This is a genomic window from Capnocytophaga sp. oral taxon 863 str. F0517 (assembly GCF_000466425.1).
Lineage (GTDB): Bacteria > Bacteroidota > Bacteroidia > Flavobacteriales > Flavobacteriaceae > Capnocytophaga.
This window is the reverse complement of record NZ_KE992134.1, coordinates 1-1,985: the sequence shown is the minus strand read 5'-3', so window position 1 is coordinate 1,985 and position 1,985 is coordinate 1. Positions and strand designations below refer to the sequence as shown.

General features: G+C 32.2%; 4 protein-coding genes and 1 pseudogene. All 5 read left to right on the top strand.

Annotated features, from left to right (window positions below):
- Positions 1-380, top strand: a pseudogene (locus HMPREF1551_RS13905) (hypothetical protein); the annotation flags it as partial.
- A 5-nt stretch (positions 381-385) separates the two neighbouring features.
- A complete protein-coding gene (locus HMPREF1551_RS06000; protein WP_021628179.1) occupies positions 386-676 on the top strand; it encodes a hypothetical protein in 291 nt (96 codons plus the stop codon).
- 96 nt (positions 677-772) lie between these two features.
- The gene (locus HMPREF1551_RS13900; RefSeq protein ID WP_021628178.1) at positions 773-895 is read left to right on the top strand and encodes an RHS domain-containing protein; all 123 of its coding nucleotides are present in this window, start codon (positions 773-775) and stop codon (positions 893-895) included.
- A 41-nt stretch (positions 896-936) separates the two neighbouring features.
- On the top strand, positions 937-1,071 hold the full coding sequence (locus tag HMPREF1551_RS14495; RefSeq protein WP_021628177.1) for an RHS repeat domain-containing protein: 135 nt from the start codon (positions 937-939) through the stop codon (positions 1,069-1,071).
- 18 nt (positions 1,072-1,089) lie between these two features.
- Positions 1,090-1,770: an Imm43 family immunity protein gene (locus HMPREF1551_RS05990; RefSeq protein ID WP_021628176.1), complete on the top strand. Its 681-nt coding sequence runs from the start codon at positions 1,090-1,092 to the stop codon at positions 1,768-1,770.
- Positions 1,771-1,985: the final 215 nt, after the last annotated feature.

The window sequence follows — 1,985 nt, the reverse complement described above, 5'->3', positions numbered from 1 at the left end:
AAGACCCGATTAAACTCTTAGGTGGGTTTAATGTGTTTGCTTATGTAAGTGATACCAATACTTGGGTGGATTTGCTGGGGTTACAAAGTTTATATAGAGGGGGAAGAAATGGAAAAGTTAGTTTTAAAGCAAGAGAAAAAGATTATGAAACAGAAGTTGTTGATGGAAAAGAACTTGTTCAACCAACTAGAGGTGTATCATTATCTGATAAAAAGGAGAATCTTGAGAAAATGAGTATGGAAGCCTATGAAGTAGATCAGATTCCTGAGACATTACAAATTGTAAAAACAGGAAGGAATCATTACGAAATTACCCCTAAGAAACCTATGACTGTTGATGAATATCAAGCAGAATTAGCCAAAGTAACAGTAAAAGAATAGTTATTATGAAATATACAATAGAATACCATAGCGATATAGAAGATGATATGGATTGGTTTGACATAGAATCAAAAAATTATTTAAGAGATGTTGTACTAACAATTGAAAATAAGAATTATAATTTATATTTTTCAGGAATTGAAAGAGTTATGTATGATATTATAAATAGTGGACAAGGTTACTTTTTTAAAAAAAATTTAATTTTACTGCCTTCTTTTAGTAAAAAAGCAATGGAAGAAACAATTGAAAAAATAGTAGAAAATGGCGTTTATAAATCATTCATTGAAGATTATTAATGGAAAGAGACCTTTGAGCTCAATTACAGCACAGGCTTATATGATTTAGGTACTGAGCACAGCCCCACCACTTGGATTTTTGAAGCAGGTTCTTTTGTGCCTTGTGGAAAAATCACCAACGGCAAACATTACTCCATCATCACCGACCACTTAGGCACCCCCATAGAAGCCTACAACCAAGAAGGTGAGCTGATATGGGAACGCGAACAAGACCGCTAAACCACCTTGCCCGTGCGGCTCGCACCAAAAGAGAACTTTAGGTGCCCTTTAAATACCAAGGACAGTACTATGATCCTGAAATAGAACTCTGTTACAATAGGTTTAGGTATTACCACCCTGAAATGGGGAGGTATATCTCTGAAGATCCTATAGGGAATTATAGAAGATTAAGTTAATAAATTATTGTTTATATTATGGAAAAGTTATTAATCTGGTTTTATCCTTTTAAAAAACAAACTTACATACCTAACCGATATGATATATATATTAGAGAGAATTTTACACCTTTAAAGGAAGTTGAAGATATGGATTATCCTTGGGTTCTTTATAACCCAGAAATTAATGGTTACCCTCCATCAAAAAGGTGGGCTCTTCCTAAGGAATTGTATCTTATTATTCAAAGGAATACTAAAATTATGTTTGATTTCTTACCCTATCAGTATGCTATTTATATCGTGTCTGATTTGTTTTTGAATAAAGTATTGTTACCCAATAGAGTGTCTTTTGAGATGGCAAAATTAAATATTGTCAGCAAAAATGCTAAAAAGTTAGATGTTAATAAGAATTATTACGCTGTTAGGATTAATCAGTTTGATGATGATTTGTTCAACTTCCCCATAGAAGGAAGAAAAAGAGCAGCAGGGTTGGAAGATGAGTTTATTTATCCTAATATGCAATTGAAAGAATACACCACAAAGAATGTGTTTTTTATTGATAGGCTACCTTATAGTGAAAGTTTTATATTTAAAAGTAGTTATAGTAGTGTAATAAAAGAATGTTACAAACCAATCGTTTATGCTATAGAAGACTTTTACTTAGCATACAACAATAAAACCTCTGATAAGGTTGATAATATAGTAAAACCTCTATGGTAATTAATCTTAGCACCAAACTTAATGATATCAGATAGGATGGTTCATCTCTAAGGAAGGAGTATTGCTGCCCATTTAATGTTAAGTGTAGTGCTACTGCTTGTATAAAAACTTATATAAGTAGGCAAAACACTACTAACATCTTACCACTCATCAAACTAATCACAAAAAAAACACCAATCATAACCCTCTAACAATCAGTTATTAACAAAACACCC

Excerpts from the sequence above, each read along its gene's own strand:
- HMPREF1551_RS06000 (WP_021628179.1), top strand. The coding sequence starts at position 386 with ATGAAATATACAATAGAATACCATAGCGATATAGAAGATGATATGGAT.
- HMPREF1551_RS05990 (WP_021628176.1), top strand. The coding sequence starts at position 1,090 with ATGGAAAAGTTATTAATCTGGTTTTATCCTTTTAAAAAACAAACTTAC.